This window comes from Bradyrhizobium canariense, from assembly GCF_019402665.1.
Classification (GTDB): Bacteria; Pseudomonadota; Alphaproteobacteria; order Rhizobiales; family Xanthobacteraceae; genus Bradyrhizobium; species Bradyrhizobium canariense.
Window position 1 is genome coordinate 1 of record NZ_VSST01000134.1, and the last position, 2,481, is coordinate 2,481.

A 2,481-nucleotide genomic window follows, 5' to 3' on the forward strand; every position below is an offset into this window, starting at 1 on the left:
GCCAATTGTAGCAGAGTCGCGGAAGGGCGCCGGCCCGCCTTGGCGCATTTGCGGCAGCGCAGCCGGCTGGCGAGATCGTGCACGAAGGTGGTCGGCGGGTGCTTCATCGCCGCGAGGTCAACGTCGCTCGGCGTCTTGCAGCGCGCGCACTGGATCTCCAGCCAGGAGAAGCCTCCATTCACGGCCTGGTCGATCGTCGGGGATGGATCAATCGGTTCTCCGTCTGACCACATGCGTTCGTTCCAACTTTCGCAAAGCAGCTTGTCGGCCTGCTGGATGAGCGCTTCCCCCTTCGCGCGCATCTCCGCCGATCGGGTGGCCAGGATGTCGGCCATTGCCCGCGCCTTGCCGACCTCTTTCGCCAGAGCCTTGCGGTCGCCGCCCGACAGCGGCGTAGGGTGATATTTCGGGGCCATCCAGCCATCCAGACGCAAAGAGATCGGATCGGCAATCCGGAGTGGGCTACGGCGTCTCGAACGCCGGCCAGCACCCATCTTCTTCGTGTCTGCCGGTGCGCTGCTGGCAGGTGTTGTCGAGCAGTCGCTGCGCGACGTCCTTTAAGACCGCGTTGCCGCCATACAATCGGACTGCATCGGCGGTCTGGATTTCCACGGTCCGCTCGCAGCGGCGGCAGGAGATGCGCAGGACGTGACGCTGAATTTCCGAAAGATGCCGTCGCCGCATCTGGGCCCCGGTCGCCTCGGCGCGCGGGTCTTTGAGTACCGATTCCCAGTATTCGGCCGGGAGCGGCGCATCTGGAGCCGCAGCGGGAGGAGTCGGCCTGCGGGCGGCTTCAGCGGCCAGTTTTTCCATCTGCTTCGGGGTCGGCATGCGCCAGCTCGCGGGTCGGTCGGACATTTCGAATTAGAACATAAAGAGAACAAAAGTCGAGTCCGCTTGGGCCTGCATCCGAGAAAAATCGTCCTGTTGGGAAGGCCGCGATGTCGGAACCTAGCCCGGCCGTTCGTCTTGAATCCGGCATCAGTATTGGAGTTCCCCGCAATGGCCCCCCGCGCTAACTGGAAAGGCTTCCTGCGTCTTTCCCTCGTTACCTGTCCGGTGGCGCTCTATCCGGCCACGTCGGAATCCGAAAAGGTCTCGTTCAACCAGCTCAATCGGAAGACCGGCCACCGGATCAAATACGCCAAGGTCGATGCCGACACCGGCGAAGAGGTCGACAACGAGGACATCGTCAAGGGTTACAAGGTCGACACCGACACCTTCATCGAGGTGACGAAGGAGGAGCTCGAGAACGTCGCGCTGGAATCGACGCGAACCATCGAGATCGACGAGTTCGTCGACCGCAGCGAGATCGATCCGAGATATCTGATCCGCCCCTACTATCTGCGCCCCGACGGGAAGGTGGGACACGATGCTTTCGCTGTCATCCGCGAAACGATCCGCGAGATGAACAAGGTCGCGATCGGTCGGGTGGTGCTGACCAATCGCGAGCACATCATCGCGCTGGAGCCGCTCGACAAGGGGCTGATGGGAACGCTTCTGCGTTATCCCTACGAGGTCCGTGCCGCGGAGGAGTATTTCGACGACATCCAGGATGTCAAAGTCACTAAGGACATGCTCGACCTCGCCAGGCACATCGTCAATCAGAAGGCGGGACATTTCGAGCCGGACAAGTTCGAAGACCAGTACGAAACCGCGCTCATTGATCTCATCAATCAGAAGCGCGCGGGCAAACCCATCACCGCGAAAGCGCGTCCACGAGGTGAGAACGTCGTGGACCTGATGGACGCGTTGCGCAAGAGCATCGGGCGAGAGGGGGCCACGGTAGAGGCATCCAAGAAATCAGGAAAAAAGCCGCGCAGGGCGGCCGCCGGGCAGAAGGAAATGCTGATGCCGATCGCAGGCAAAAAGCCGGCGAAAGAGGCCGCGGCGAAGAAGCCGGCGGCCAAGCCGCAGCGGAAGTCGGCTTAGGTATGTCGTGAGGCATTCGGTGACGCCGGACGGCCACTGTTTTGTTGTTCGCGGCAGGCTGTGGCGGAGGGCAAATCACACTCTCGAGATGTCACGCGAGATCATTTCGTCGACAGGCTAATGGCGGCCCGGCGGGCGGTGCGCGACGCCAGGAAAGGCGACAGACGGCGAAGCCGAACCAACGGGGCATAGGGCCGTGGACGAGGTTAAGCGGGCGCTCGGCTAGCGCGGCTAGCATGCCATCGCCACTTCTCCGTCGCCGGCATGACGTATTAGCCTTGCTCGGGATGAACACACCCGTTGGTTCCCTCTGAGGCAGATGGACGCGGTGTCAGTGGCGACGCGGAAGTGAAAGCGGGCCAGTCCTTCGAGAGGGCGTTGCGCAGCCGATGAGGCGGTATAGGTACTTCAGACAATCGCCACAAAATTCACCGACACGCTCCCCTACAGGCAGTCTTCACGAAGGGCGTTATGTCCCAGTATTCACTAGATGTATTGCGTCAGCGCTACATCGTCGAGAAAAGACCGCTCGAGGCCAGCGTGGAGCAG

At 61.7% G+C, this 2,481-nt stretch carries 3 protein-coding genes; 1 reads left to right on the forward strand and 2 read right to left on the reverse strand.

What is annotated here, in order from left to right; all coding sequences use genetic code 11:
* Both FXB41_RS40190 and FXB41_RS40195 read right to left on the reverse strand, forming a co-directional pair.
* Nucleotides 1-416: hypothetical protein (locus FXB41_RS40190; RefSeq protein WP_219685695.1), on the reverse strand; the 416-nt coding region annotated here is incomplete at its 3' end.
* A gap of 46 nt (nucleotides 417-462) precedes the next feature.
* On the reverse strand, nucleotides 463-858 hold the full coding sequence (locus FXB41_RS40195) for a hypothetical protein (protein ID WP_219685693.1): 396 nt from the start codon (nucleotides 856-858) through the stop codon (nucleotides 463-465).
* A gap of 144 nt (nucleotides 859-1,002) precedes the next feature.
* On the opposite strand from FXB41_RS40195, the gene ku reads away from it, so the two are divergent.
* Nucleotides 1,003-1,932 carry a non-homologous end joining protein Ku gene (gene ku, locus FXB41_RS40200; protein ID WP_219685694.1) on the forward strand — a complete coding sequence of 310 codons (930 nt, stop codon included), beginning with the start codon at nucleotides 1,003-1,005 and terminating at the stop codon, nucleotides 1,930-1,932.
* Nucleotides 1,933-2,481: the final 549 nt, after the last annotated feature.